Genomic DNA, 26,895 nt, shown 5'->3' on the forward strand with positions numbered 1-26,895 from the left:
GCAAGGTTAACGCGTCGCCGCAGCAGCTTTACTGCGCCGCCGCCAGCTCTTCCTGCCAGATCGCCAGCATCTCGTCGATCTGCGGAGCGATGCGGTGCATCTGGGAATTGTCCCAGGCGTGCCACATGTAATCGGTCTGCAGGATGCTCTTTTCCTCATCCGTGTAGAGCTCTTCGACCGCCTTGTTGGTCACCACGTTGCAGGTGGTGTCGAGCAGCGAGAGCACATGGCCCGCATCCTTGGAGACGACGTGCTTCAGGAGCTTCTGTGCCAGCTCCGGCTGGTCGGTTTCCTTGACGATCGCGGTCGCCTCGACCCAGATGATGCCCTGCTTCAAGCCGTTCTTGGGGTCCGGCACCGTGGCGATGATGTTCTTGTGGCCCTGCTTCCGGACCGCCGAGGTGAGGTAGGAACCGGCGCCGATGCACCCTAAGAGCGAGCCGTCGAGCAGGCCCTTCTGTGCTTGCGTCAGATCGGCCACCAGCGTGCGCGTGTTCTTGAACATGGCGCGCAGCACCTTGCGCACTTCCTCGAGCGCCGCGGCATCGAGTTCCTGATAGGGATCGATGCCGGCATGGAGCGCCATGGGCAGGATCGGCCAATCGCCCCAATCCATGACGCAGATCTTGTCCTTGTTCTTGGCATCGAACACCGGATCGTAGCTACGCCATTCGTCCGGATTGGTGATGTCGGTGTTGATGCAGCCGCCGACCCAACCCCAGCGCGTGGCCACGCCGATGGTCTTGCCTTCGTTCATCAAGGGCTCGAAGGGCGGCTTGAACTGGTCGTAGAAGGTCGCATAGACGTCGGCGTAATCGTCCGGGTTGAGCTCCATGGCAAGGCCCGCCGGACCCATGCGCGTGACCCAGGGCATGTCGCTGGAGACGAGGTCGATCTCGCGCGAGGCGCCGGCCTGGAGCTTGGCGAAACCGCCCGGTGAATCGACGATGAGGTCGAAGGCGATGTCGACATCATTGGCCGCCTTAAAGGGATCGATGATGCGCGGGTCGTTGTAACCTTCCCAGCACATATAGCTCATCTGGCTGGCGGCGCGCGCGGAACGGCCGAAGGTGAGGCCGCTCATCGCGGCGGCACCCGCCGCGGCACCGGCCGTCTTCAGCAGGCGGCGGCGCGACATGCCTTCATCGTCAAGGCCCATCGCCTTGATCTGGTTCTGGTAGAATTTCGGTAGATCACTGTACCACGACATCCCAACCTCCCTTTAAGTGACGTGCGGGCCGGCCGGATCGTGCGCGAATGCGTCTTCTGGGCCGCCGCGAAGCCGCCAGCATCTTGGCCCCTTTCCGCGAAGCTGGCGATATCCCCGGGGAGATAGCGGGCGTCACATTTGCGTGCGGATCGGACCCTGCCCAAGCGGGCTCGTCCCCTCTCCCCTTGCGGGAGAGGGCTCAACAATCGGCGTTGAGATCTGGGCTACCCCACGAAGCTCAGAAACGCCGCGAACAGCTCGGCTTGGGTCGAGAGTCCCAATTTCCGGTAGATGTTCTTCCGGTGCACCTTCACGGTGCCGGCGGAGATGTCGAGGAGGTGGGCCACTGAGCCGGTGGAATGGCCCTGGAGGATCAGCGAGACGATCTGGCGTTCGCGCTCGGAAAGCTGCCGGGCGCCGAATTCGGTATAGGCGGCGGTGACTTGCGCGGCATCGCGGGCGCGCGGGCGCGTCAGGCTCGCCGGCGCCGCGACACTCGCCCAATGTCTTGCGCAGAGGCCGGAGATGGCCGGCGCCAGCGCTTCGAGGAGATCCATGTCGGAGCGGCCGAGGCTGGAACTGACGGCGGCCTGCCCCTCGTCCCAGCGCGCCAGCGACAGCACGCCGGTCGCTTCGCCGAGCGGGAAATAGAAGCCGACCTCTTCGCGGATTCCGGTCAGGGAATAATGGGTGCGGAAATACTCGCTCTGGCGGAAGCGGTCGGGGGCGATATCCCGGAGGCGATAGCACCCCGCCTGCACCCCCGCCGCCACCTTCTGGAAGAAGGGGTCGAGCACATAGGGGGCGGCACAATAGGCATTGATGACCACTTCGCGCTGCGGGGCCGGCAAGGTGTCGCCCAAGGCCAGCGGTCGCCCGGCACCGCGATAGGCGAAGACCATCAGGAAATCGAAATGGATGAGGCGCGCCACCGAGCGCAGCAAAGTCGGCCCGAAGCTTTCCTGGTCGAGTTCGGCCAGCATGTCGGCAACACCGCGGTTCCATTGTTCCAGCAGCTGGCTGGAACGGGTCATCGGCAGGCGGCGTGGCGATGCCGGCGGCGTCGCCAGGGCATCGGGCGCTATCGCTTTGGAGATATGGGGGCGTGTGTTGTTCAGGGTCTATACTCCGCAAAGCAGCAAGATAACCTGCCGCGGGGCTGAGAATGCCCAGCGCGGCGGAAGTCTGTCAATTGTTCCAAATTTCCGGAGAGAAGAGATGCAAGGCACCATGAAGGCGGCGATCCAGCGCAAGGCCGGAACCCCGCTGAAGATCGAGACGCTGCCGATCCCGCAGGCCGGCCCCGGCGAAATCCTGATCAAGGTCACGGCCTGCGGCGTGTGCCATTCCGATCTTCATGCCATCGACGGCGACTGGAATCCCGGTCCCACCTTGCCGCTTATTCCCGGCCATGAAGTGGCCGGCCATGTGGCGGCGGTCGGCGCCGGTGTCAAAGGCTTCCGCCTCGGCGACGCGGTCGGCGTGCCGTGGATGTACAGCGCCTGCGGCCAATGCGAATTCTGCCAGGCCGGCATGGAAACGATCTGCAAATCCGGCGAGGCCAGCGGCTATACCAAGCCCGGCGGCTATGCCGAGTTCATGGTGGCCGACGCGAAGTTCGTGGCCAAGCTGCCCAAGACCGCCAACCTCTATGAGATCGCGCCCATCCTCTGCGCCGGCGTCACCACCTATCGCGGCCTGAAGCGCACGAAGACGCGGCCCGGCCAATGGATGACCGTGTTCGGCATTGGCGGCCTCGGGCATATTGCCGTCCAATATGCGGTGGCGATGGGCATGCGCGTGGTCGCGGTCGATGTCGACGATGTGAAACTGAAGCTCGCCAGACGCCTCGGCGCCGAGATGATTGTGAATGCCAAGAAGGTCGATCCGGTGGCTGAGATCCAGGCCAAGATCGGCGGCAGCCACGGCGCCGTCGTCACCGCCGTGGCCCCCAGCGCCTTCGAGCAGGCGATCGGCGTGCTGCGCCCGGCCGGCACGGTCGCCTATATCGGCCTGCCCGGCGGCAAGTCCGACCAGATCCGCGCCTCGATCGCGCAGATCACCAATTGGGAACTGACCGTCACCGGCTCCAATGTCGGCACGCGCCTCGACCTCAACGAAGCGGTGGCGTTCGCCTTGAATGGCCTGGTGAAAGCCAAGATCCAGAAGGCCAAACTCACCCAGATCAACAAGATCTTCAACGACATGCGCAAAGGCAAGATCGTCGGCCGCATGGTGCTGGATATCGCTTAAAGATAGACACCTCCCTCCCCCTTCAGGGGGAGGGTCGGGGTGGGGGCGAAGCTGCCGGGATCGAGTTTGAACCGCCCCCCACCTAACCTCCCCCCTGAAGGTGGGAGGAACCGGCCGCTCGCTGTTCCACGAATTCGTCTGCACAAACGTTTCCGCGCCGGCGTTCTCATCCCATGTTCTCCCCGCTGTTCCTCTTTAACTTGCGCGCATTTCATGCAAGCCTGTCGGAAACATGCGGGAAATTGCTGGGAGAGACCGCCTTATCATGAGCACGAAGAAGCCGTCGATCACCGAGGAAGATGCGCTGCAATTCCATGTCAATGGCCGACCGGGCAAGATCGAGATCATTGCCTCGAAGCCGCTGACCACCCAGCGCGACCTCAGCCTCGCCTATTCCCCCGGCGTCGCCTATCCTTGCCTCCACATCGCCAAGGACCCCAACACGGCCTATGACTACACCGCCAAGGGCAATCTGGTGGCGGTCATCTCGAACGGCACGGCGGTGCTGGGCCTGGGCGATCTGGGTGCCTTGGCTTCGAAGCCGGTGATGGAGGGGAAGGCGGTCCTCTTCAAGCGCTTTGCCGATATCGATTCCATCGACCTCGAGGTCGACACCAAGGACGTGACCGAGTTCGTCAATTCGGTGCGCTATCTCGGCCCCTCCTTCGGCGGCATCAATCTGGAGGACATCAAGGCGCCGGAATGCTTCATCATCGAGCAGCAGCTGCGCGAGCTGATGGACATCCCCGTCTTCCATGACGACCAGCACGGCACCGCGATCATCGCCGCCGCCGGCCTCTTGAACGCGCTGCATCTCACCGGGCGCGACCTCAAGAACACGAAGATCGTCGTCAACGGCGCGGGGGCGGCCTCGATCGCCTGCGTCGAGCTGGTGAAGGCGATGGGCCTGCCGCATGACAATGCGATCCTGTGCGACACCAAGGGTGTCATCTATCAGGGCCGCACCGAGGGCATGAACCAGTGGAAATCGGCGCATGCGGTGAAGACCGACCGGCGCACGCTGGAAGAAGCGATGAAGGGCGCCGATGTCTTCCTCGGCCTTTCCGTGAAGGGCGCCGTGACGCCCGCCATGGTGAAGTCCATGGCCGACAAGCCGATCATCTTCGCCATGGCCAATCCGGACCCCGAGGTGACGCCGGAGGAGGTGCAGGCCGTCCGCGCCGACGCCATCGTCGCCACCGGGCGCAGCGATTATGTGAACCAGGTCAACAATGTGCTGGGGTTCCCCTATATCTTCCGCGGGGCGCTCGACGTGCGCGCCTCGACCATCAACGAGCATATGAAGATCGCAGCGGCCCGCGCCATCGCGGAACTGGCGCGCCAGGACGTGCCGGACGAGGTCGATGCCGCCTATTCGGGCCGCCGCCTGCGCTTCGGTCCCGAATACATCATCCCTGTCCCGTTCGACCCACGCCTCATCACCCATGTGCCGCCGGCGGTGGCGAAGGCGGCGATGGAAAGCGGCGTTGCCAGAAAGCCCATCATCGACATGGATGCCTATGTGGCGTCATTGGCCGGCAGGCTCGACCCGGCCGCAGGTTCGCTGCAGCTCATCTTCGAGCGCGTGCGGCATAACCCGAAGCGCATCGTCTTTGCCGAAGGCGAGGAGGAGAAGGTCATCCGCGCCGCCATCGCCTTCCGCTCGGCGGGCTATGGCACACCGGTGCTGGTGGGAAGGCCCGAACGCATCGCCGAGGTGATCCGCACCCAGAGCCTGCACGACGCCGAGGCCTTGGAGATCGTCACCGCCGCGAACACGCCGCACCGCCAGCATTATCACGACATGCTCTATGAACGCCTGCAGCGGAAGGGCATCCTGAGCCGCGACGTGCAGCGCATGGTCAACCAGGACCGCAACGTCTTTGCCGCCTGCATGGTGGCGGCGGGCCATGCCGATGCGATGGTGACGGGCGTCACCCGCAGCTTCAATGTCTGCCTCGACGATACGCTCCGCGTCATCGACCCGCGCCCCGGCCAGACCCTGATGGGCCTCACTATCCTGGTGGCGGGCGGTCGCACGGTGCTGCTCGCGGACACCAACGTCCATGAACTGCCCTCGGCCGAGCAGCTCGCCGATTTCGCGGTGCAGACGGCGGCGATCGCCAGACAGCTCGGCCACGAGCCGCGCATCGCCCTCCTCTCCTTCTCCAATTTCGGCAACCCGCCGCGCGAAAAGGCGGTGCGCATCCGCGAGGCCGTGCTGGTCTTGGACCAGCGCCGGGTCGATTTCGAATATGAAGGCGAGATGCAGGCCAACGTCGCCCTGAATTACGGCCTGATGAAGGAGCTCTATCCCTTCACGCGCCTCTCCGGCCCCGCCAACATCCTCATCATGCCGGCGCTGCATTCGGCCAATATCGCGGCCAAGCTGATGCAGGAACTGGGCGGCACGTCCTTCGGGCCGGTGCTGGTCGGTCTCTCCAAGCCGGTGCAGATCGTGCAGACAGGTGCCACGGTCAACGAACTGGTGACAGCGGCCGCCTTCGCCTCGCTGGCGACCAGCCCCTTGAGCACGCTGCATCGGTGAGCATGGTTCGGCGCCGATGGATCGAAGTCGGCTTCGTTTTCCTCTGCCTCGCACCGATTGCTGCAATGGCGGAGGATACCAAGGCATTGCGAGCACGTTTCATCGACGCCATACGGGCAAAGAATTACCCGCTGGCAGTCGAAAATTATCTGCCGGTCATGCTCGCAGATCGTCAACCACAGACGCAAATGGGTCACGATTGCCTCGCCGCGCTGAAAGCAAGCGACACGGTAGCGGCCAATAAGACTTGCACGGCCTTTGCCAAGGAATCACCGACGGACGTGCTGGCACCGCTTTCGCTGGGGCTTGCCAAATTGCTGGCGAAGGATTCTGACGCGGCCGAGCGGCAATTCTTCAAGGCAGCCAACATCGCACCGCCTTTCGAACCGGCTTTGTTCATCATGCTCTTCGGTCGGCCCGATCTGAACCCCGGCCTGACGGAGCTCGATCACGCGTCTATTCCTGCAGCGCAGCAAGGGGCTGTCGATCAAGCGATTCTTGATTTCAAACAGGGCGATTTCGCGGCTGCATCGCGCGGTCTGCAGCGCGTCTATGATGCAGGCGCCACCAGTGGCACCGTGCCGCTGCTGCTCTTTGTCGCGCAGAAGCGGGCCGGCAAAGCACCGAGCATCAAATTGACCAGTGATCCAGCGGACGATGCCGGCTATCACATGCTGGCGCAAGCACTGCGCGGCGACAAGGCGCCGAAGGACTCGTATCGCGAATATCGCGCTACATGGGGCGAACTGGAATCCGACTATCCCAAGAACCGCTTCTTTCTGGGTGAAGCGGCTCTCGCTCAGGGAGACAAGGAAGAAGCCATCCGCTATTTCAAGAAAGCGGTGGCGGCCAAGAAGCTCGACCAAATCGAATCCGAACTCGCGGCGGCTGAACTGGTACGTTTGGAGGCTGAATAGCCCCACTCGTTGCCGAGACCCATGACGCTGGGTCGCATTGAAATCCGCCTTCCGGTTCGCCAAGTTCGGAGTGAATCAACGCCATTTGCGGGGAAGCGCGCCATGCACCAGCCATCCATGGATCAGATCAGCAGCCTTACGGCACCCGTTTCCGCCAAGGACCGTTTCGCCCTCATCGAATTGCTGATGGATGTGGTGGATGGCGGGGCCGCGGTCGGCTTCGTGCCGCCCTTGACCGAGGGCGAGGCTGGGGCGTTCTGGGACAAGTCCATCGCCGATCTCAACCATCGCACGATCCTGGTGGCGCGCGATCAGGTCAACCGCATTCTCGGCTGCGTGCAGCTGATTCCCGCCTTGTGGCCGAGCCAGCAACACCGGGCCGAGATTGCCAAGCTGCTGGTGCATCGGGCGAGCCGCCGCAAAGGCATCGGCCGCGCGCTGATGCTGGCGGCGGAAGCGGAGGCACTGGCGCAAGGCCACACCCTGCTGACGCTGGATGCACGGCGCGGCGATGCCGCCATCGATCTCTATGGTGCCCTCGGCTACCAGGAAGTCGGCATCATCCCGCGCTATGGCCGGAACGGTGCGGGTGTGCTGGAGGATTGCGCGCTGTTCTACAAGGAACTTGCCTAGGTCGCTACAGCACACTCTGCGGCACGCCGGTCAGGCGTTCGACCAGCCAGCGGCGGGCGTGGAGGCAGGTCTGCACGGTGGGGCCGAGGCCCAGTGCGATGACGAGGGTGCCGAGGCCCACCGTGCCGCCCAGCAGATAGCCGGTGATGAGCGCCAGCACTTCGACGATGGTGCGCGAGAGGCGGATCGAGAATTCGAACTTCTTGTTGAGGCCCACCATGACGCCGTCACGCGGGCCGGTGCCGAGGCGTGCGGGCAGATAGAGGGCGCTGCCGATGCTCATCAGCAGGATGCCGCCCAGCATATAGGCCCAGCGTACGACGATATTCTCCGGCGCATCGAGGATGGTGAGGAAGAATTCGGCCGAGGGGCCGATCACCAGCGCGTTGAGAACCGTGCCGATGCCGGGCTTCATGCGCAGCGGAATCCACAGCAGCAGGACACCGACACTGGTGACGACGCCGGCCCAGCCGATGCCGATCCCTAAATGATTCCCGAGGCCCTGGTGAAAGACGTCCCAGGGCGAGAGGCCGAGATCGGCGCGCACCTGCAGCGCCACGGCGAGGCCCCAGATGACGAAGCCGATGAGAAGCGGCGTGAGCCGCTTGAGCAGCAGATCGGACATGGATGGTTGGCGCCCCTGAGACCGGTTCGATCCTGCTTTAGGGGAGGCCGGGGCCGCTGGCAACAGCATTGCCGTGCATGTCGGCTATGCGCCGGCCTGCTCCGGCATGCCGCAATGTCTGGAGACAATCCGGGTCTGCAGACAATCCGGAGAGGTCAGCTGGTTCGGCGAAGTCAGCTGGTTCGGCGAAGTCAGCTGGTCTGGGGGAGATGCGCGTTGGCGCCGGGCTGCTGCAGGTCGTCGATGCGGCGGATCATTTCATCGAGGCGTTCGACCACGCGCTCTGTGGCATCGATGAGGCGCCGGGCCGCCGGATCGGCACTGATGCCGGCCAGCGGCCCCGTATCGGCCAGGACCGGCTGCAGATCGTGAAGCAATTGCCGGCGCAGTTGGCGTGCGCTTTCCGCCATGGCGGCGAATTCGAGCAGCTGCGGCGCATCGAGCGACAAGGTGCGCCCCATGGCCAGCAGCCGCGCCAGGGCGGCATTGCTGGCCTCGATGAAGCTGGCCGTTTGCGCAAGCTTCGCCTCGGTAAAGAAATGGAGCGATTCCGTCGACATGGCTTCAGGCCGATTGGCGCACGGTCGCGATGAATTCCGTGACCTGAGTGCGCAGGATCTCCGATTGCTTGCCGAGATCGGCGGCGGCACTCAGCACTTGGGCAGCGGCATGACCCGTTTCGCCGGCCGCCGTGGTGACGCCGGCGATGTTGGTCGAAACCTCGCTGGTGCCCTGGCTAGCCTGCAACACGTTCCGGGAAATCTCCTGCGTCGCCGCCCCCTGTTCCTCGACCGCCGCGGCGATGGTGCCGGAGATCTGGCTCATCTCGTCGATGATGCGGGCGATCGATTGGATGGCGCTGACCGATTGTTCGGTCGCCTGCTGGATGGAGCCGATCTTGGCGCTGATATCGTCGGTGGCCTTGGCGGTTTGCGTGGCGAGGTTCTTGACCTCCGACGCCACCACGGCAAAGCCCTTGCCGGCATCGCCGGCGCGGGCTGCCTCGATCGTCGCGTTCAAGGCCAGCAGATTGGTCTGGCTGGCGATTTCGCTGATCAGCTTCACCACATCGCCGATCGCCTCGGCTTCGGTCGAGAGGCTGTTGACGACCTCGTTGGTGCGCGTGGTTTCGTCGACCGCCTTCCTGGCGACGGCGGCGGATTGGGCGACCTGGCGGCCGATCTCGGTGATCGAGGAAGTAAGTTCCTCGGTCGCTGCCGCCACGGTCTGCACATTGGTCGTCGCCTGTTCAGCGGCGGCCGCCACCGCCGTCGATTGCCGGTTGGTCTGTTCGGCCGTCGCCGACATGCCCTGCGCCGATTTCTCGAGTTCGGTCGCCGAGGAGGAGACGGTGTCGACGATGCCGGCCACGGAGCTTTCAAACTCGTCGGCCATCTTGTTCATGGCGCGCTGCTGGTCCTCGGCAGCCTTGCGCTTCAGCGCTTCCTGCTCGGCGGCAAGGTCGCGGGCCCGCACCATGTTTTCCTTGAAGACCTGCGTGGTCGCGGCGATCTCGCCGATTTCGTCGCGGCGCTCCGTGCCGAAGACCTCGGTTTCGAGCTTGCCGTCGGCCAGGCCCCGGAGGCAATCGACCATGCGCCGGATCGGGCGGACGATGCCCATCTGCGATATCAGCAGCCCGAGGCCGAGGCCGATCAGGGAGCCCAACACGGCACCGACGATCATGGCCTGGCTCGCCGTTTCATAGAGAGCGCCCGCCTCGCCGGTCACGCGATCGGCTTTCTCGGTGACCGCCTTGGTGAAGTTGGTGGCGGCCTCTTCCGCCGCACTGGCCTTCTGCCGGCTTTGCATCACCTGGGAGAGCATCTGCCGCTGGCTGTCGGTCATCTGGGCGCCGCGATTGCGGCCGGCAAGGGCGATGGTCGCATCGAGCATCGCCAGATATTCGGTGGTGCTGGACCGGAAGCCCGCCAATGCCGCCGCGATCTGCGGCTCGATGACGCTGGCCTCGGCGGCACCCAGCCGCTCCAGCAGCTCCTTGCGCTGCACCTCGATGAAGGCGACGGCCTCGTCATAGCCCTCGGTATCGACGGCGAGGCGGAATTCGCCGCGGTTGAGCGCCAGGATGTTCTGGCGCATGCGGGCGCTCATCAGCGTCTGCTGGCCGGTATGCTCGATCGCCTCGGTCGCCTGGTTGAGGAGGCGCATCGACACGATGCCGCCCCCGGCGATCCCGCCGGCGACCAGTCCCAGAAACAGAATGACGGCCAGTACCTTGGTCCCGATCCGGAAGTTGCCCAAATTCATCTTGTTCATCCCTTATGAGAAAAGCGGGCCGCGGCGTCGGCCGGCGCGGCGTGGGCACACCTAACCCCGTGAAGCGATTCAGGTTTTGCCAATGGCAGGCGGTTGCACCCGTGATAGGATGGGCGCGGTGCCGGACCGGCCCACGACCGCCGGTAGATGGAATCCGCCGGAGCTGGAGCCGAAGCTGGAACGTCCAGACACCGAAACGGCGACCGCGACGACCAGAGGGAGGCACAAACGCGTCGGCTCTTGTTCCAGAAATGGATAGCCACGATCCATTATCTGGTGCAGCGCCGACATGGTCACGCCGCGCGCCAGCCTGGGAGATTCACGGAATTGCGTAACACAAATACACTTATTCGCCCCTTTGCCCAGCGTCGCATGATACCCCCATCCCCTGGTCGCCCCGCAGTCGATATTCCTACTGTTCCAGAAATGGATGTCTATTTCAAGACAAGATTCTTACGATTGCAGGTCGCTTGGGAATCTTGTCGGATGTTTGGGCCCGGGCACCGGTTGCGGCCCGCCGGGGCCAGCCACCTGTGACCCGGCCCCGGAACATGGAGAGTTTCGCGGAAAGGCTGCGCCTGGCGGTGGGCCAGTCCGGCGGCGCCACCCATGTGGCGCAGGTGAGCGGCATCCCGCTCACCACGCTCAACAATTACCTCGCCGGGCGTTCCGAACCGAAGCGGCCGGCCCTGGCGGTGCTGGCGCAAGTGCTGCGGCGGGATCTCGGCTGGCTGGTGAGCGGTGCCGGCCGCGCCGATGCCGATGGCCCTGCCGGAATGGCGACGCCGGAGGCCGATGCCGACCTCCTCGATTTGGTGACGGAAGGGATGCTGCTGCTTTATGCGGAACTGGGGCGCCGGCCGGCGCGCTCAGGCCTGGGGCGCCGCTGTGCCCAGATCCACAACGCCATCACCGCGACCGCGCGCGACCGGGCCGAGCGTCAGCGCATGCTGGACATGGCGCTGGCGCTGCAACGCCAGGAGCTGGCGGCCGCCTCGGAAATATCTCAGGAAAAATCTCGGGAAATATCGCGCGACAAAAGAGTCGAGGATTGACGCCGCAACCGAACCGGATGCGTCAGCCGGTTTCGAGTTCGCTGTCCCAGTAAAGAAAATCCCGCCAACTCTGGTGGAGATAGTTTGGCGGGAAGGCGCGGCCGTTTTCCTGAAGCTCGAAGGTCGTCGGTTGGATGGGACGCCTCTTGGGGAACATGCCGACCTGATGCGGCAGCTTGCTTCCCTTCCTGAGGTTGCAGCCCTGGCAGGCAGCGACGACATTCTGCCAGGAGGTGCGGCCGCCACGCGCCCGCGGCACCACATGGTCGAAGGTAAGATCGTGCGCCGCCGAGTGCCGGCCGCAATACTGGCAGCGGAAGCGGTCACGCAGGAAGACGTTGAACCGCGTGAAGGCGGGGCGCCGTTCCTGCGGCACATATTCCTTCAGCGAAATGACGGAAGGCAGGCGCATGGCGAGGCTGGGGCTGTGCACCATCTCGTCATATTCGGAAAGGATGTTGACGCGGTCCAGGAACACGGCCTTGACCGCTTCCTGCCAGGGCCAAAGAGACAGCGGGAAGTAGCTCAACGGCCGGAAATCGGCGTTGAGGACCAGGGCCGGACATGCCTCAGGTGAGGCCATCATCATGCCATCTCCCGCATTCCCAAATGGGACCGCGGCGGTCCGCTGGTGTGCGGAAATCCGCGATCCAACGTTTAAGGAATAGCCGGGCCGGAAAAAAAACTCAAGATGTAGCGGTCACCCCGGTGTGATCTTTCACGATGTTGTCATGGCGTGAGGATTTCCAGCCTGAATTTCCGTCGTCATGCCCGGGCTTGACCCGGGCATCCACGGCTTCCTTATCGCCCCTTCCAAACTCGTGGATCCCCGGGTCAAGCCCGGGGATGACGAAAGAGGAGATGGCAGCGCGGTTTCAGTGTTGATGGCCATGATCGTGATGCCGGCACATCAGCTGATGCAGCATCGAGGCGCCGAGTTCGAGGCCGCGCTGGTCGATCGAATGCGGCAGGCCCGGCCGGCCTTCGGCATGGACGCGGATACCCTGCGCTTTCAACGCGGCCTCGGCCTCGCCCATCGCATCGAAGGGCAGCACCTGGTCGGCCATGCCGTGGACGAGAAGGACCGGCGGCTTCGATTTCAGCTCCGTGGCGAGCAGTTCGGGCGCCACCAGCATGCCGGAATAGCCGACGATGCCGGCAACCGGATTGGCGCGGCGCAAGCCAACATGCAGCGCCATCATCGTGCCCTGGCTGAAGCCGATGAGGGCGAGGTCGGCCTCGGTGAGACCGCGCGCGCCGAGCACCGCGTCGAGATAGGCATCGAGGATGGGAGCTGCCTGGCGCGCGCCCTCTAGCCGCGTCTCGGCATTGCGCTCCTCGAGGCCGAACCATTGATAGCCGCCGAACGGGTTGACCTCGCACGGGAAGGGCGCGTTGGGCGAGAGGAATTCCGCCTCAGGGAGAGCCGGCGCGAGGTAAGGGGCGAGGCTGATCAGGTCTTCGCCGTTCGAGCCATAGCCATGCAGGAACACCACCAGTTGTTCGGGCTTGCCGCCGGCCATGGGCGGATGCGAGGGACCGTCGAGCTTGATCATGTGGCGGATGCTTTCCTAACCTGTTGCGTATGAGCGGTTGCGCGATGCCCCTCCATATCAGGCGAGGGCGGTCCTGCAAAGCCCGCCAGCAGGGCTCAGCCGAGGTGGGGGGCTCAGCCAGGGATCCGTTCGGCCAGCGTCACCTGGCTGCGGCGGATGAAGTCGATGAACATCATCTGCATGCCCCAGCCCGCCTGCGGGGCGCCAAGCGGCAGCAGGATGTTTTCGACGGCGACGAAATCCTTGTGCGGGCCGACATAGGTCGGCCGTTGCAGCATCGGCTTCTGCAATTCGTCGACCAGTTGGTGGCGCGGCCAGATCGTGCTGCCCGGGGCATAATTGGGAATGGCGGAAAACCATTCCCCCACATAGTCGCGCGACAGGTTCTGCCGCACATGGCTGCCGACGAGGCGGAAGCGGAAGTCGAGCGGATCGCGGCGCACATCGAAGAGGATGATATGCGGCAGTAGCTTGGGGATCTCCATGACCGGATCGAAATCGGCGCGGTCCGGCACGGTGCGGCCGCGGCGCCGGTCGTTCCAATAGGCAAAGCCGGCGACGATGAGAGGCGATGCCATTCCCAGCTTCGCCATGCCGTCGCGCAACCCGCCTGGATCGTCCGGGTCGAACTGCACTGCCTGCTGCACTGTTCCCCCGATCTTTCCACTGCACCCGTTCAATCGGGGAGTGGGATGAATTCGTGCTCGCCTGGAATCCGTAGCCCGAACTGATCGCGCCGCCAATCCTCTTTCGCCTGTTCGATGCGGTCTTTTGAAGATGAGACAAAATTCCAGAAGATATGCCGCGGCCCATCGAGCGGCGCGCCGCCCAGCACAACGAGCCGGGCGGCGGTCACGGCCCTCAGCAAGATTTCGCCTGGACCGAAAGCGAGCAAGCGCCCTTGCTCGTAATCGGTGCCGTCGATCGACACCACACCTTCGATGAGATAGGCGGCACGCTCGTCGTAATCGGCGCTGAGCCGATAGCTGGCGCCGGGTGCGAGTGTCACGTCGGCATAGAAGAGATCGGAATGGGTCCTGACCGGCGAGGTCAGCCCATCGACGCTTCCGGCGATCACTTTCAGTGCAACGCCCGCGGCCTTTTCCTCGGGCAGTTTGTCGCTGCCGTAATGGGTGAAGGCGGGCGCCGTTTCCTCATCGGCGCGGGGCAGCGCCACCCAGGATTGGAGGCCGTAGAGTTCCTGCGGCCGCTTGCGCAGTTCCGCGTCCGAGCGTTCCGAATGCACGATGCCGCGCCCGGCCGTCATCCAATTGACATCGCCGGGTTCGATCGATTGCAGCGAACCCAGTGAATCGCGATGAACGATCGAGCCCTTGAGGAGATAGGTGACGGTCTCAAGGCCGATATGGGGATGCGGGCGCACATCCATGCCCTTGCCCGCGGCTAAGGTCACCGGGCCGAACTGGTCGAGGAAGACGAAGGGCCCGACCATGCGCCGCGCCGCCGCGGGTAGGACGCGCATGACGGAGAAATCGCCGATGTCGCGCAGGCGCGGCACGATGATGTGTTCGATGGGTGCCATGTCGCTCATGCCTTGCCCCTTCTCTTTCAATCGGCCGCCGCTTCGCGCAACAGCCAGTCGCGCAGGATGACGATCTCGCCCCGGCGCGCGGTCTGTTGCGGACAGACGAAGTAGTAGCCCAGATCGCTCTTCACCCGAACGGAAAAGGGCGCCACCAGTTTCCGAGCGGCAAGGAGATCCTTCACCGCCGTGGTGTTGGCAAGGAAGACACCCTGCCCGTTCAGCGCCGCTTCGATCACGACGAGGCCGTCATTGAAATGCAGGCCGCTTCTGGCATCGACACCGCGGGCCCCGGCCTCGTCCAGCCAGTTCTGCCAGTTCGGCCAATTGCCCTGGCGCGAGGACCAGTCGTTGTGCAGCAAGGTGTGGCGTTTGAGATCATCGGGTTTTTTGAGGGGATGGGGCCCGCGCAGCAATTTGGGGCTGCAGACGGGGAACAATTCCTCGGCCATCAGGAAATGCGCATCGAGGCCCGGAAATTTACCGATGCCGAAGCGGATCGCGGCATCGACCTGGTCGCGGCCGAAATCGGCATAGCGGCGATTGGCATCGAGCAGCAGGTCGACGCAGCCCGGCAGCGCGCGGTAACGCGGCAGCCTGGCGATCAGCCAGTTCGCGGCCAGGGTCGGGTCGACGCTGAGGCGGATCTGCGGGCGCGCCTGGTGATCGCGGATCTGGCGCACGGCCTCGGCCATCAGGCGGAAGCCGGCGCTCAGGGTTTCGCTGCCGGCCAGGGCCGCCGCGGTCAGCTCCAGCGCATTGCCGCGCCGGCGGATGAGTTGCAGGCCGAGATCGGCTTCGAGCGCCTTCACCTGCTGGCTGATCGCAGCCGGCGTCACATGGAGTTCGGAAGCGGCCATGCGCACGCTGCCCAGCCGCGCCACGGCTTCGAAGGCGCGCAAGGCGGGCAGCATCGGCATTCTTTCGGCCATTCCCGCTCCTGTTAAGTAAAGCTTAATCCGCTTGGTACGGCTTCTAAGCTGACTCCAGCCGCAACCGCGCCAATATAGCCAGTATCCGCAGGAGCTGGAAATCCCTTCCAGCCGACGCGATTAAGAAACTCTATGAGGTGCCGACATGAAAAACGACTTCAACTCGCTGTTTTTCACCTATGCCCCGCATGCCGACCAGCGCGGCCATGACGATCGGTTGCTGCGCGATATCGGCCTCACCCGCACGCAATCCGGCGAACTCGCTCTGGCAGAGGACCCGACGCATCTGGTGACAGCACCACCGCGCCCGGCCGGGCATTGGTTGCGGGCCGTCCTGCGATGGGTGATGAATGCAAGAGAGGCCGGGCGGGAACAGGTTGGCCGGGAACAGGTTGGCCGGGAACGGGCGGCGTCTAGCGCCCCAATTGCTCGGCGACCGTCTTGCTGAGGGGCGAGGACGTATCGCCGGTATGCCTTGTGCCGACAGGTTCGACCAGCACGATCCAGCATTCCTCGGTCGCCACGGGATTGTGCTGGACCCCGCGCGGCACGACATGGATCGCGCCGGCCGGCAATTCGACCGCCGGCCGGTCGCGATATTCGATGCGCAACGTCCCACGCAGCACATGGAAGAGTTCGTCTTCGTCTTCATGGGCGTGCCAGACGAAGCTGCCCTTGAGCTTCGCCACCTTGACATACTGATCGTTCACGCGCGCGACGATCCGGGGCGACCAATAGGCGGTGAGGTCGCCCGCTGCCGCCAGCAGATCGACGATGGCAGGAAAGCCGTTCATGCCCGCCACATCGGCACGATGGAGCCGGCCAGCATGAGGCCGAGGGCGATATTGAGCGCGCGCCATTGCCGCTCGCTGCTGAGCAGCTTTCCGAGCATCAGGCCGGCCGTGCACCACAATGCCATCGAGAGGATGCCGGTCACGCCGAACGCCACGCCGAGGAGCAGCGCCAATTGACCCGGGCCGCTGGCGAGGGTGGCGAAGGATGCCGCCGCCCCCAGGGTCATCGCCCAGGCCTTGGGGTTCAGCCATTGCAGGCAGGCGCCGCCCACCAGGCTGGTCGGGGCGGCAAGATCCGTCGTTCCTTGCGGGCGGCCCTTGAGGCCGATCTGGCAGGCCAGCCACAGCAGATAGGCCGAACCTAAGATCTTGAGGAGGAGGTGCAAGGAGGGTGCCGCCAGCAGCAATCCGGCAAGGCCGCTCGCCGCAGCGGCCGCCAATGTGGCGAGGCCGAGGCCGACACCCGCCAGCAGCGGCACCGAGCGGCGAAAGCCGAAGCTCGCCCCCGATGCGGTGGCAAGGGCTGTCGCCGCACCCGGCGTGCAGGTCGCCACCACCGCGAAGAAGATGATGGGCAGAATTGCTTCCAATGCCATGACGCGGCCTTTCCAAATTTGGCCGCAGGCTAGGTCCTGGTTTTTCATCAGTAAATGCAATATTATTAAGCATATCTATTAGATAACGTAATACTGAGCATGACCCAGAACCTCGACACCAGCCTGCTGCGCACCTTCGTCGCCGTCGCCGAGAGCGGCAGCATGACCGCGGCCGCCGGCGCGCTCAATCTGACCCAGGGCGCCGTCAGCCAGCAGGTGAAGCGGCTGGAGGAAATGTTGGGCTGCCAGCTTTTTGCCCGCGAGCGGCGCAGCCTGCGCCTCAGCGCCGATGGCGAGCGCCTGTTCGGCAAGGCGCGGCGCCTGCTCGGCCTCAATGACGCGATCTGGGCGGAGATGACCGGTACCACCGTCACCGGCCGCGTGCGGCTGGGTGTGCCTTACGATCTGGTGGGGACCATCCTTGCCCCCGTGCTGAAGGCCTATACGGAGGCCTGGCCGCAGGTCGACGTCTCGCTGGTCTGCGCCTCCTCGCCCGACCTTGCCAAGGCGCTCGGGAAAGGCGAGGTCGAGCTTGCCGTCATCGAAGCGCCGCAGGGCACGGGCAGCGGCGAATGCCTGGCCATCGAAAAGCTGGTCTGGGTCGGCGCCCGCGCCGGTATCGCCCATCTGAAGCGGCCATTGCCGGTCTCGCTGGTGACCGATACCTGCGCCTTCCGCCCCCTGGTGCTGGGGGCGCTGGAGGCAAGGGGCATTCCCTGGCGGACGCTGTTCGAGAACGGCAATATCGAGGCGACGCGCGCCACCGTGCGTGCCGATCTTGCGGTCACCGCCTGGCTTGCCTCCACCGTGCCGGCCGATCTCGACATCCTGGGGCCGGATTCCGCCCATCCCGATGCAGCCCTGCCGGAACTGCCGAGCTTTGCCATCAGCCTGCATCTGCCGCCGCGCGGCAACAGCCCGGCCACCTTGGAATTCGCCCGCTTCATCCGCGACGGCCTGCTGCGCCAGCGCAACGCCGCCTAGCGTCGCTCTATGGTCGCGCGAAGCCAGGGTTGCTTGGGGATTTTCATGCCCGGCAGGGCGTCGGCGATGAGGTGGTATTTGACGCTGGCATTGGAAGCCGTGCGATAGAAGGTGAGCAGCTGGTCCCAGGGATCGGCCACTTTCTGGAAGCCGGTGATGAAGACGACCAGGGTCGAGACCTCGACCTCGCCCTTGATCACCAGCCAGCCGCCGACGGAGAGGACGATGAGCGGCGCCAGCGCGTCGAGGAAATTGCCGAAGAAGGTGAGGAAGAACTTCACCCGGTAGATGCCGAGGCGCGTGCGGAAGGCGCCTTGCACCAGGCGGCGGAAGCGGCGCTGGAATTTCGGCCGTCCCTTGCGGTCAAGATCGGAGCCGACGATGGTGTCGCCCATCTTGCGCAGCAGGCGCGCATGGATATTGCCCCAGCGGTTGATGCGCCGCTGCCCCAGCGGCACGACCAGAAGCTGGGGCATATAGAGGATAGCGGCGAAGATGGCGATGCGCGGTTCGACCCAGACCAGATAGCCCAGCGCCGAGAAAGCCGTGCCCGCCTGCAGCAGCGGAAAGGAGATGCTGTCGCCGACAAAGCCCGCGAGATCCTCCGTCTCGGCCGCCACCATCGAGACGACGGCGCCCTTGTGATTGGTATGGGCACTTTCCGGCTTTTGCGTGCCGTCGAAAATGAGCTGGCGCAGCAGCTTTGCCACGTCCTCGACCATGCGGCCGCGAAAGACGTTGAGCATGTATTTGAGGCCGCCCTGCAGCAGCAGGACCAGGAGATAGATGGCCGAGAGCAGCAGCAGGTAATTGATCGTGCCGTTATGGATCGCGTCGTCGACGATGCGCCGCTGCAGTTCGAGCGGCACCGTGGTCAGCATGGAAACGACGATGGTAAGCAGGCAAAGGAAGATCTGCTTGCGGCCGCTGACGCGCCAGATGAAGACGAAGAGCGATTTCGGCATGGTACCGGCTGTCAGCCTGCGCAGTGAATCGGTGGGCGGGCCCCGACTCGCCCGCCGGGAGGGAGTTTAGCGCCGCCATTGCCGCCTTGCGTAGGATTTTGCGCCAAATGCGGCAATCGGCTTCGGTGCGGCGGGAACCATCCCCCTTTCGGGCGGTTGGGGCGGCGGGGTTGTGATCGGGAGCAGCAGGATTGTGACAATCGACCAGGCATTGGCTTTTGCGGTCGTCGCCGGGATGGTGGGACTCTTCATCTGGGGACGGCCGCGCTATGACGTGACGGCGTGCCTTGCCTTGCTGGCAGCCCTCATCCTCGGCATCGTCAAGCCGGAGGAGGCCTTCAAGGGCTTTTCCAACGACATCGTGCTTATCGTGGCGAGCGCGCTGGTGGTGTCCAGCGCCATAGCCCAGACCGGCATCCTGGAAGCCGGGCTGAAGCGGGTGCTGCCGAGGAGCCATTCCTTTCAGCTGCAATTGTTCGTGCTGGTGGTGACCGTCACCCTGCTGTCCGCCTTCGTCAAGAATATCGGGGCGCTTGCCATCATGATTCCTGTGGCCTTCCAGGTGGCGCGCCTCTCCGGCGTTTCACCGTCGCGTTTCCTGATGCCGATGTCCTTCGGCGCGCTGCTGGGCGGCCTGATGACGCAGATCGGCACCTCGCCCAACATCATCGTGTCCGAAGTGCGCGGCACGCTTACCGGCGCGCCTTTTTCGATGTTCGACTTCACGCCGGTCGGCATCATCCTGGCCGTGGCCGGCGTCCTGTTCCTGATGGTCGGCCATCGCCTGCTGCCCGAACGCCAGCGCGCCACCGCCTCGCTCGACGAAGCGGTGCGCATCAAGAACTACATGACCGAGGCCGAAATCACCGGCACCTCGCCCATGGTCGGCAAGACCATCGCCGAGCTGCAGAACCTGGCCGATGGCGAAGCGAAGGTGGTGGCGCTGCTCGAAGCCGATGACAGCCGCATCGTGCCGCTGCCCGATGCCATCCTGAAGATCGGGCAGACGGTGATCCTGGAAGGTGACCAGGAGGCGCTGGAGCGCATCGTCTCGCGCGGTAAGCTGCGCCTCGAATCCGGCCACCGCAAGCCGGAAGCGGTCGAGCCACAGGCCGAAATTCGCAGCATTGAGGCGGTCATCGGCCTCAATTCGCCCCTTATCGGTCTCTCCGCGCAAGGCTCGGACCTTTTCGAGACCTACCGCGTCAATCTGCTGGCGGTCAGCCGCACAGGGCAGCGCCTCACCGACCGGCTCGGCACGATCGAACTGCAGATGGGCGACGTGGTCGTGCTGCAGGGAAATTTCGCGCAATTGCCGGAGCGCTTGCGGGCACTCGATTGCCTGCCGCTGGCCGAACGGGAGTTGTTTCTGGGGCGGCCGCGTGCGGCGCTGCTGCCGATCGCCATCCTGGCCGGCACCATGGGCCTCACCGCCTTCGGGGTGGTGCCCGTCGCCATCGCCTTCTTCGGCGCCGCCGTGCTGATGGTGCTCACACGCGCCATCGCGCTCCGCCAAGTCTATCAGATCGTCGAATGGCCGATCGTGCTGATGCTGGCAGCGCTCATCCCGGTGAGCGAGGCCCTCCATACGACCGGTGCCACGGATCTCATCGCCGACTGGCTGTCGCAGGCGGCGACCGGCCTGCCGCCCTTCGGCGCGCTGGGCCTGATCCTGGCCGTCGCCATGCTGGTAACGCCCTTCCTCAACAACGCCGCCACGGTGCTGATCATGGCGCCGATCGCCGCCAGCTTCTCGACCTCGCTCGGCTACAAGCCGGACGCCTTCCTGATGGCGGTGGCGATCGGTGCCGGCTGTGATTTCCTCACCCCCATCGGTCACCAATGCAACACGCTGGTGATGGGCCCCGGCGGCTATCGCTTCGGCGATTATGCGCGGCTTGGCGGACCGCTCTCGCTCATCGTCATTCTGGTGGCCGTGCCGGCGCTGCTCTACTTCTGGCCGGTGAAATGACGCTGCGGCCGGCTTCCCAGGGCATTGACATATAACAACAAAATATTATGTCATACAATTCCTGGCGTGCTATTCTGCGCCCCTTCGCGACAGGCTGGAGCTTGCTCCCGCAGCGAAAACCAAATAATCCCACGGGACCAAATAAACCGACGGGCCAGCACCGTCATTTCCCGACCCACCCAATTCCCAACCCGAAATTTCCAGGAGACGCCTACCATGATCCAAGCCCAGAACTTCATTGCCGGCGCCTGGAGCAAAGCAGCCAATCAGTCGAAGGACATCAACCCATCGAACACCGGCGACGTGATCGGCGAGTTCAGCCAGGGGTCGGCCGCCGATGCCGAAACGGCGATCGCCGCCGCCAAGGCCGCCTTCCCCGCCTGGTCGCGTTCCACTGTCCAGCAGCGCCACGACGCGCTGAAGAAGATCGGCGACGAGATCATCGCACGGAAGGACGAGATCGGCCGCCTGCTGTCGCGCGAAGAGGGCAAGACCCTGGCCGAGGGCATCGGCGAGACCATGCGCGCGGGCCAGATCTTCCTGTTCTTCGCCGGTGAGACCTTGCGCCTGGCCGGCGAGAAGCTGGGATCGGTGCGCCCGGGCGTCGATGTCGAGATCACCCGCGAGCCGCTGGGTGTCATCGGCCTCATCACGCCGTGGAACTTCCCCATTGCCATTCCGGCCTGGAAGATCGCGCCCGCTTTGGCCTATGGCAATTGCGTCGTCTTCAAGCCGGCTGATCTGGTGCCGGCCAGCGCCCATGCGCTCGCCGACATCATCGCGCGCGCCGGATTGCCGGCCGGCGTCTTCAACCTGGTGATGGGCCGCGGCTCGGTCGTCGGCGAGGCGATGCTGCAGCACAAGGATGTCAGCGCCATTTCCTTCACCGGCTCAGTGGGCACGGGCCGGAAGATCGCCGCAACTTGCGTCTCCAGCGACCCGATGAAGAAGATCCAGCTGGAGATGGGCGGCAAGAACCCGATGGTGGTGCTCGACGATGCCGATCTCAAGATCGCGGTCGAATGCGCGGTCAACGGCGCCTTCTTCTCGACCGGCCAGCGCTGCACGGCCTCGTCGCGCTTCATCGTGACGGAAGGCATCCACGACAAGTTCGTCGCCGCCATGACCGAGCGCATGAAGGGGCTGGTGATCGACGATGCCTTGAAGGACGGCACGCATATCGGCCCCGTCGTGGACCAGTCGCAGCTCGACCAGGATCTCGATTACATCAATATCGGCAAGAAGGAAGGCGCCAAGCTGGTGGCGGGCGGCGAACTGCTCAACCGTTCGACCCCCGGCTTCTATCTGGCACCGGCCCTCTTCACCGAGGTCGACGCCAAGATGCGCATCGCGCGCGAAGAGATCTTCGGCCCGGTGGCGACCGTGACGCGGGTCAAGGATTACGATGCGGCGCTGGCGGTCGCCAACGACACGCAGTTCGGCCTCTCGGCCGGCATCTGCACCGCGTCGCTGAAGCACGCCAATCATTTCAAGCGCAATGCCGAGGCCGGCATGGTGATGGTCAACCTGCCGACGGCGGGCGTCGACTATCATGTGCCGTTCGGCGGGCGGAAGGGGTCGAGCTATGGCGCCCGCGAGCAGGGCCGTTATGCGGCCGAGTTCTATACCACGGTGAAGACCGCCTATACCTTCGACGGCAACTAAGCCGACCGGTCCCAGATCGTCATGGCCGGTTCTTTCCGGCTGTGACGATCGAGCGGACGCACCTTTCCGTCCGGATCCCAATCACTCGATGTTGCCGCCGCCAGCAGCTGCGCCGGCGTGAAGGGCTTTGCCAGCACCGCATCGGCGCCGAGCTTGTCGGCGGTCACTAGGAAATCCATGCGCGGCAGCAGCGGCGAGCCGCCGGAGATCGCCACGACACGGGTTTCGGGTCTCGACTTCTTCACTTCGCGCAGCACCTCGATACCATCGCGTTCCGGCATGAAGATGTCGGTGACGACGAGGTCCGGCTGGATGGCGCGGCATTTGGCCAGACCGTCCTCGCCATTGATCGCTTCATGCACGACATAGCCGGCACGCCGCAGGATCTCGGCGGTGAGGCTGAGGACCAGCACATCGTCTTCGATCACGACGGCCCTGTTGCGCATGGTGCTGCTCGACATCTTCTTCGCTCCCAAATACTGGCGTTGCTGCCGGTTTCCTTCCGGCGATAGCCATCGCTCTCACAAGGCTTCTTGTGCCCGTTCCTGCTCGGCAATTCGATTGTGCATAAGGTTGAGCGCAAACCGCCGCATTAGCGCGAAAGCATGATCCCTATACGAAGGTATGGCGCGTCCACGCCGATGCAGATTGGTTTGGCGGCACCGTCCGCGTTAACCATGAGAATGTTTTTCTGCGGGTGCATTTCCGCGAACGGGGTCATGCGATGATATTCCTGCCCGGCCGGGGCCTGAAACTCCCACGCGTGAAGCTCCCACGCATGAAGCTATGGGCGCTTGTCCTGGGCGGTTGGCTGCTGGCGGCCTTGCCGGCGGCAGCCCTTGAAGCGCCCCAGGGTCCGGTCGTGTTGACCGTGACCGGCGGCATAGCCGTCACCAACAGCGCCGAGGGCCTGGCCTTCGACCAGGCGGCGCTCGATGCCTTGCCGCAGACCATTGTGCGCACCGAAACGCCCTGGACCGAGGGCATGGTCGAATTCTCCGGCGTCTCGCTGAAGGACTTGCTGAATGTCGCCGGCGCCAAGGGCCGAACCCTGATTGCGACCGCCCTCAACGACTATGCCGTCGAAATTCCGGTGAGCGATGCCGACAATCCCCACGTGATCATCGCCGCGCGCAGGAACGGTGCCCTGATGCCGGTGCGCGACAAGGGCCCGCTGTGGATCATCTACCCGCTCAGCGACGAACCCGCCTTGCAGAACGAGACCACCAACTCGCGGATGATCTGGCAATTGAACCGCCTGGAGATCAAGTAGAGGCGCATGAGCGATGTTCGGCCGTTGGAAAAGCGTCGGCGACATCTGGCTGGTGATCGCCATCATCGTCTTCGTGCCGGCGGCGCTTTTCGGCGGCATCCGCACGTTCTCGGACATGAACACCTTGCTGCACAACTATCGGACCGGCACCTGGACCGTGGTCGAGGCCCAGGAAGAGTTCCACATGGTGCAGCTTGCGCTCGCCGATTTTCAGCTGCAGCCCGATGCGGCAACCCTGGATAAGCTGAAGCTGCGCTTCGACGTGTTCTGGAGCCGTATTCCCATCATCCTGGAATCCAGCGAAAGCGCCGGCGTGCGCCGCATTCCGAAAATTGAGGCCAATACCCGACAGATATTCGATACGCTGCCGGTATTGGAACAGGAGCTTTCCGCGGCGAGGCCGAGCGACGCGCAATCGATCGAACCGTTCCGCAAGACGATGAACCTGCTGGAACGACCGCTTGAGGAGATGGTGCAACTCCTGCTCGTGCAAGATGAGATGCGTTATCGCGCCCGTGAATTGTCACATGGAATATGGATGACCGTCGGCGCCTTCGCGCTCGCCATCCTGGCCGGCATCGCGCTCATCATCGGCAATCTGCTCAAGACCCAGCGCGTGCGGCAGCTTTACGAGCAGCATCGTGCCACCGAACAGGAGCGGGCGACACAGCTCGCCGCCATCGAAAGCAGCGGCGAAGGCATCGCCATCTTCGACCAGCGCGGGCGGCTTCATTATTCCAACGAGGCCTTCCATGTCCTGATCGGCGACGATTACGCCCGCGATCTCACGCATATGGCGTGGGATCGTTTCCTCAACCGGCGATCGGTCGCAGCCATCGCCCGCCACTTCCGCGGCCATACCACGCCTTGGCGCGGCGAGGTGACCGGTCGGACGCTGGCGGGAGAAGACCGCGCCTGGGAGGTCCATGTCATGGCGCGCCAGGAGGGCGGCCATATCGCCCTGCTGCGCGACCTCAGCGACCGTCGCAAGGCCGAGCAGCAGCGCGCGGTCCTTCTCGAATCGCTGCACCAAGCCGACAAGATGAGCTCGATCGGCCGCATCGCCGGCGGCGTCGCCCATGATTTCAACAATATCCTCGCCGCCATCTCCGGCTTCACGGCGCTGCTCGAGATCGACCTTGGCGACAGTCCCAAGCAGCGGCATATGCTGCAGCAGATCGCCGCCGCCGCCACGCGCGGCAAGGATCTGGTACAGAGCATCATGACCTTCAGCCGCGCCGAGCAGGCCGAGCGGCATCCGATCGATGCCGGCGACATCTGCCGCGAGGCTGCGACCATGGTCGGCGTGTCCATTTCCGGACCGGCGAAGTTCGACATTGATATCGAAGAAGGCCCGCTGCCCATCCTCGGCAATCTCACGCAGATCGACAGCGCTGTGGTGAATCTGTGCATCAACGCGCTCGACGCCCTCGACGCCGGTCGCGGCAAGGTGCGCCTCGAGGTGCGCCGCGTGCATATCGATGGCGGTCGCCTCTCCGGCATGAAGGGCAATGCGATCCTCTCACCGGCGGAGGCCCCGGTGGTGGTCGAGCAGGCCGGCGCCAACCGCACGCGCATGCTGGTGGGCCTGTTGGGCGATGCGCCATCCGATCATCTGCGCATCCGTGTGGTCGACGATGGAAGCGGCATGAGCGAAGACGTCATGCGGCATATGTTCGAACCCTTCTTCACCACCAAGAATGTGGGCCAGGGCACCGGCCTCGGCCTTTCCTCGGTGCTCGGCATCGTCTCGGCTCATGGTGGTGCCATCGCCGTCGAAAGCACGCTGGGGAAGGGCACGGTCTTCGATCTGCTGCTGCCGCTCCTGCCGGCGCAGGAAGGGACCCGGACGGCCGCACCCGCGGGCAGCAGCCAGCAATGGCCCTATGGCGGCCTCCAGATCCTGCTGGTCGATGATGATCCGCAGGCACGCGAGGCGCTGGACCTGACGTTGCAATCGCTGGGTTGCGAAACGGCTGCCTGCGACAGCGGCGAAGAAGCCCTGGCGCTGGTGCATGACGAGCCGGGATTGTTCGATCTGGTGATCAGCGACTATCTGATGCCCAATATGAACGGGATCGAGCTGGCAGCGCGCTTGCGCGACCTGGGCTTCCACAAGCCCATCGTCATCACCAGCGGCCGCGTGCAGGACATTTCGATGACCGATCGCGCGCGCCTCAATATCGAGGGTTTGCTGCCCAAGCCCTATTCGTTGCGCGAGGTGGGCGAACTTGTGGGACGCGTCGTCAAGCTGAAGCGCGGGCCGCTCGGCGACCCGACGCCGCTGCAGGTGACACCGCTGCCGCCGCGCAAGGCGCTAGGGGCTTAAGGCGCGTTGGCACCATCGCCGCCGATGCCGGCCCGCAGCGCCGCCATGGCGAGCTGCGTGCGGTTGGCGACGCCGAATTTGCGGCAGAGGGCGGCGACATGGACCTTGATGGTCACTTCCGAGAGGCCCAGCTGATAGGCGATCTCCTTGTTGGCGGCACCCGTCACCAGAAATTTAAGGACGTCGACCTGCCTTGCGCTGAGATCGGGCGGCGGCGCTTCCGGCGTCGTGGCGCCGCGCTGAGCCGCGCCGGCATGGCCAAGATCGCCGCTCCACGGCACATAGGTCTGGCCGGAAAGGGATAGCTTCAGCGCCATCATCAAAGCGGGGCCGGTCATCGTCTTGGGGAAGACGCCGATGGCGCCGGATTCGATCAAAGGCTCGACCTCGGTACTGGCGAGATAGCCGGAGATGATGCCGACGGGAAGGTCCGGGTAACGCTGCCCGAGATCGCGCACCGATTGCGCGCCGGCCATGCCCGGCATGTTGTAGTCGAGCAGCAGGAGCGCGAAGTCACGGTCCCGCTCCAACATGGCGAGGGCCGCCGGCAGATCCGGCGCCTGGGCGACACTGAGATGCTCGTCCAGCCGTTCCAGCATCAGGGCCAGGGCCTCGCGCACCATGGCGTGATCGTCCGCCAGCAGAATGCGCCAGGGTGAACCGGCAGGCGGTACTTTGGCGCGTGTCTTGGGCTCGGCCTGCTTCATTCTGGCGGCTTCATTCTGGCGGCCTCATTCTATCGCTGGCTCGTGCTTGTTCATTTCCGAA

26 protein-coding genes are annotated in these 26,895 nt (G+C 64.5%); 11 read left to right on the forward strand and 15 right to left on the reverse strand.

Features of this window, described 5'->3' with window-relative positions; genetic code table 11:
* Nucleotides 1-28: 28 nt before the first annotated feature.
* Together ACE3OA_RS07740 and ACE3OA_RS07745 are read right to left on the reverse strand one after the other, a co-directional pair.
* Nucleotides 29-1,210 carry a PotD/PotF family extracellular solute-binding protein gene (locus ACE3OA_RS07740; protein WP_374309663.1) on the reverse strand — a complete coding sequence of 394 codons (1,182 nt, stop codon included), beginning with the start codon at nt 1,208-1,210 and terminating at the stop codon, nt 29-31.
* A gap of 224 nt (nt 1,211-1,434) precedes the next feature.
* Nucleotides 1,435-2,244, reverse strand: a complete 810-nt coding sequence (locus ACE3OA_RS07745; protein WP_374309665.1) for a LuxR C-terminal-related transcriptional regulator — start codon at nt 2,242-2,244, stop codon at nt 1,435-1,437.
* Nucleotides 2,245-2,428: 184 nt separating this feature from the next.
* Between ACE3OA_RS07745 and ACE3OA_RS07750 the strand changes: the two genes are divergently transcribed.
* The 4 genes from ACE3OA_RS07750 to ACE3OA_RS07765 all read left to right on the forward strand — a co-directional run bounded on the left by ACE3OA_RS07750 (nt 2,429) and on the right by ACE3OA_RS07765 (nt 7,561).
* Entirely contained in the window at nt 2,429-3,463 is a 1,035-nt protein-coding gene (locus tag ACE3OA_RS07750) for a zinc-dependent alcohol dehydrogenase (protein ID WP_374309667.1), read from the forward strand.
* Between the two features lie 265 nt (nt 3,464-3,728).
* Nucleotides 3,729-6,011 carry an NADP-dependent malic enzyme gene (locus tag ACE3OA_RS07755; RefSeq protein ID WP_374309669.1) on the forward strand — a complete coding sequence of 761 codons (2,283 nt, stop codon included), beginning with the start codon at nt 3,729-3,731 and terminating at the stop codon, nt 6,009-6,011.
* Between the two features lie 2 nt (nt 6,012-6,013).
* Entirely contained in the window at nt 6,014-6,928 is a 915-nt protein-coding gene (locus tag ACE3OA_RS07760; RefSeq protein ID WP_374309671.1) for a hypothetical protein, read from the forward strand.
* A gap of 102 nt (nt 6,929-7,030) precedes the next feature.
* Nucleotides 7,031-7,561 carry an N-acetyltransferase family protein gene (locus ACE3OA_RS07765; RefSeq protein ID WP_374309673.1) on the forward strand — a complete coding sequence of 177 codons (531 nt, stop codon included), beginning with the start codon at nt 7,031-7,033 and terminating at the stop codon, nt 7,559-7,561.
* Between the two features lie 4 nt (nt 7,562-7,565).
* On the opposite strand, the gene ACE3OA_RS07770 is transcribed toward ACE3OA_RS07765, so the two are convergent.
* The 3 genes from ACE3OA_RS07770 to ACE3OA_RS07780 form a co-directional block, all read right to left on the reverse strand.
* Complete coding sequence (locus tag ACE3OA_RS07770; RefSeq protein WP_374309675.1) at nt 7,566-8,186, reverse strand: YitT family protein; 621 nt, start codon at nt 8,184-8,186, stop codon at nt 7,566-7,568.
* Between the two features lie 191 nt (nt 8,187-8,377).
* On the reverse strand, nt 8,378-8,746 hold the full coding sequence (locus tag ACE3OA_RS07775; protein ID WP_374309677.1) for a hypothetical protein: 369 nt from the start codon (nt 8,744-8,746) through the stop codon (nt 8,378-8,380).
* A 4-nt stretch (nt 8,747-8,750) separates the two neighbouring features.
* A complete protein-coding gene (locus ACE3OA_RS07780) occupies nt 8,751-10,454 on the reverse strand; it encodes a methyl-accepting chemotaxis protein (protein WP_374309679.1) in 1,704 nt (567 codons plus the stop codon).
* A 560-nt stretch (nt 10,455-11,014) separates the two neighbouring features.
* Here ACE3OA_RS07780 and ACE3OA_RS07785 point away from each other — a divergent pair.
* Complete coding sequence (locus tag ACE3OA_RS07785; protein ID WP_374309681.1) at nt 11,015-11,518, forward strand: hypothetical protein; 504 nt, start codon at nt 11,015-11,017, stop codon at nt 11,516-11,518.
* A 22-nt stretch (nt 11,519-11,540) separates the two neighbouring features.
* On the opposite strand, the gene ACE3OA_RS07790 is transcribed toward ACE3OA_RS07785, so the two are convergent.
* The 5 genes from ACE3OA_RS07790 to ACE3OA_RS07810 all read right to left on the reverse strand — a co-directional run bounded on the left by ACE3OA_RS07790 (nt 11,541) and on the right by ACE3OA_RS07810 (nt 15,549).
* A complete protein-coding gene (locus tag ACE3OA_RS07790; protein ID WP_320501006.1) occupies nt 11,541-12,104 on the reverse strand; it encodes an HNH endonuclease in 564 nt (187 codons plus the stop codon).
* A 289-nt stretch (nt 12,105-12,393) separates the two neighbouring features.
* Entirely contained in the window at nt 12,394-13,074 is a 681-nt protein-coding gene (locus ACE3OA_RS07795) for an alpha/beta hydrolase (RefSeq protein ID WP_374309683.1), read from the reverse strand.
* A 113-nt stretch (nt 13,075-13,187) separates the two neighbouring features.
* Nucleotides 13,188-13,721, reverse strand: coding sequence for a PAS domain-containing protein (locus tag ACE3OA_RS07800; protein ID WP_374309685.1), 534 nt, complete (start codon nt 13,719-13,721; stop codon nt 13,188-13,190).
* Nucleotides 13,722-13,750: 29 nt separating this feature from the next.
* Entirely contained in the window at nt 13,751-14,626 is an 876-nt protein-coding gene (locus ACE3OA_RS07805; RefSeq protein WP_374309687.1) for a pirin family protein, read from the reverse strand.
* 17 nt (nt 14,627-14,643) lie between these two features.
* On the reverse strand, nt 14,644-15,549 hold the full coding sequence (locus ACE3OA_RS07810) for a LysR substrate-binding domain-containing protein (protein WP_374309689.1): 906 nt from the start codon (nt 15,547-15,549) through the stop codon (nt 14,644-14,646).
* 145 nt (nt 15,550-15,694) lie between these two features.
* Here ACE3OA_RS07810 and ACE3OA_RS07815 point away from each other — a divergent pair, with 145 nt between their 5' ends.
* Nucleotides 15,695-15,997, forward strand: a complete 303-nt coding sequence (locus ACE3OA_RS07815) for a hypothetical protein (RefSeq protein ID WP_374309691.1) — start codon at nt 15,695-15,697, stop codon at nt 15,995-15,997.
* Here ACE3OA_RS07815 and ACE3OA_RS07820 read toward each other — a convergent pair.
* Together ACE3OA_RS07820 and ACE3OA_RS07825 are read right to left on the reverse strand one after the other, a co-directional pair.
* Nucleotides 15,963-16,343, reverse strand: coding sequence for a cupin domain-containing protein (locus tag ACE3OA_RS07820; protein WP_374309693.1), 381 nt, complete (start codon nt 16,341-16,343; stop codon nt 15,963-15,965). The genes ACE3OA_RS07815 and ACE3OA_RS07820 overlap by 35 nt on opposite strands.
* The gene (locus tag ACE3OA_RS07825) at nt 16,340-16,939 is read right to left on the reverse strand and encodes a LysE family translocator (protein ID WP_374309698.1); all 600 of its coding nucleotides are present in this window, start codon (nt 16,937-16,939) and stop codon (nt 16,340-16,342) included. Before ACE3OA_RS07825 ends, ACE3OA_RS07820 begins: the two co-directional genes overlap by 4 nt.
* Nucleotides 16,940-17,038: 99 nt before the next feature.
* On the opposite strand from ACE3OA_RS07825, the gene ACE3OA_RS07830 reads away from it, so the two are divergent.
* Nucleotides 17,039-17,923, forward strand: coding sequence for a LysR family transcriptional regulator (locus ACE3OA_RS07830; protein WP_374309700.1), 885 nt, complete (start codon nt 17,039-17,041; stop codon nt 17,921-17,923).
* On the opposite strand, the gene ACE3OA_RS07835 is transcribed toward ACE3OA_RS07830, so the two are convergent.
* Nucleotides 17,920-18,888, reverse strand: a complete 969-nt coding sequence (locus tag ACE3OA_RS07835; RefSeq protein ID WP_374309702.1) for an ABC transporter transmembrane domain-containing protein — start codon at nt 18,886-18,888, stop codon at nt 17,920-17,922. The two genes, ACE3OA_RS07830 and ACE3OA_RS07835, sit on opposite strands and share 4 nt — an antisense overlap.
* A 193-nt stretch (nt 18,889-19,081) precedes the next feature.
* Here ACE3OA_RS07835 and ACE3OA_RS07840 point away from each other — a divergent pair, with 193 nt between their 5' ends.
* Together ACE3OA_RS07840 and ACE3OA_RS07845 are read left to right on the forward strand one after the other, a co-directional pair.
* Nucleotides 19,082-20,860, forward strand: coding sequence for an SLC13 family permease (locus tag ACE3OA_RS07840; protein ID WP_374309704.1), 1,779 nt, complete (start codon nt 19,082-19,084; stop codon nt 20,858-20,860).
* 216 nt (nt 20,861-21,076) lie between these two features.
* A complete protein-coding gene (locus tag ACE3OA_RS07845; RefSeq protein WP_374309706.1) occupies nt 21,077-22,525 on the forward strand; it encodes an aldehyde dehydrogenase family protein in 1,449 nt (482 codons plus the stop codon).
* Here the strand turns inward: ACE3OA_RS07845 and ACE3OA_RS07850 are convergent.
* The gene (locus tag ACE3OA_RS07850) at nt 22,522-22,986 is read right to left on the reverse strand and encodes a response regulator transcription factor (RefSeq protein ID WP_374309708.1); all 465 of its coding nucleotides are present in this window, start codon (nt 22,984-22,986) and stop codon (nt 22,522-22,524) included. The genes ACE3OA_RS07845 and ACE3OA_RS07850 overlap by 4 nt on opposite strands.
* A 317-nt stretch (nt 22,987-23,303) precedes the next feature.
* Here ACE3OA_RS07850 and ACE3OA_RS07855 point away from each other — a divergent pair, with 317 nt between their 5' ends.
* Nucleotides 23,304-23,798 carry a molybdopterin-dependent oxidoreductase gene (locus ACE3OA_RS07855; protein WP_374309710.1) on the forward strand — a complete coding sequence of 165 codons (495 nt, stop codon included), beginning with the start codon at nt 23,304-23,306 and terminating at the stop codon, nt 23,796-23,798.
* Nucleotides 23,799-23,811: 13 nt separating this feature from the next.
* Nucleotides 23,812-26,127: a response regulator gene (locus ACE3OA_RS07860; protein WP_374309712.1), complete on the forward strand. Its 2,316-nt coding sequence runs from the start codon at nt 23,812-23,814 to the stop codon at nt 26,125-26,127.
* On the opposite strand, the gene ACE3OA_RS07865 is transcribed toward ACE3OA_RS07860, so the two are convergent.
* Complete coding sequence (locus tag ACE3OA_RS07865; protein WP_374309714.1) at nt 26,124-26,834, reverse strand: response regulator transcription factor; 711 nt, start codon at nt 26,832-26,834, stop codon at nt 26,124-26,126. The genes ACE3OA_RS07860 and ACE3OA_RS07865 overlap by 4 nt on opposite strands.
* Nucleotides 26,835-26,895 lie beyond the last annotated feature (61 nt).

The sequence above is a fragment of the Dongia sp. genome, from assembly GCF_041906375.1.
In the GTDB taxonomy this organism is placed as follows: domain Bacteria; phylum Pseudomonadota; class Alphaproteobacteria; order Dongiales; family Dongiaceae; genus Dongia.